Source organism: Citrobacter sp. Cpo032, assembly GCF_030332975.1.
GTDB classification, from domain to species: domain Bacteria; phylum Pseudomonadota; class Gammaproteobacteria; order Enterobacterales; family Enterobacteriaceae; genus Citrobacter; species Citrobacter portucalensis.
Map to the genome: position 1 here is coordinate 1 of NZ_JAOWGU010000019.1, position 245 is coordinate 245.

The 245-nt window shown below is 49.4% G+C and carries 1 pseudogene; it reads left to right on the top strand.

The features are described from left to right. Positions 1–245: pseudogene (locus OGY33_RS00680) on the top strand (T6SS immunity protein Tli3 family protein); the annotation flags it as partial.

Below are 245 nucleotides of genomic sequence, written 5' to 3' on the forward strand. Positions count from 1 at the left end.
CCTTTTGACGACCCGCGTCTGGCGCCGGGTGGTCCAGGTATAGACTATCAATACTTTGATGACACCTATTATCTCTACAGACCTGGCAGGCATAAATCCGGTGGCGAGTATGTGAACGGCCATATAAGACCTGAATCTCCAGGTGATGCCTGGGGAACGGTGGTATTTATGAAAGCATCTTTAGCCCATTTAACGGAAGGTTATAAGGCCAACTATCAAAACCTGCCGGACAAAGAGCCGGAGGT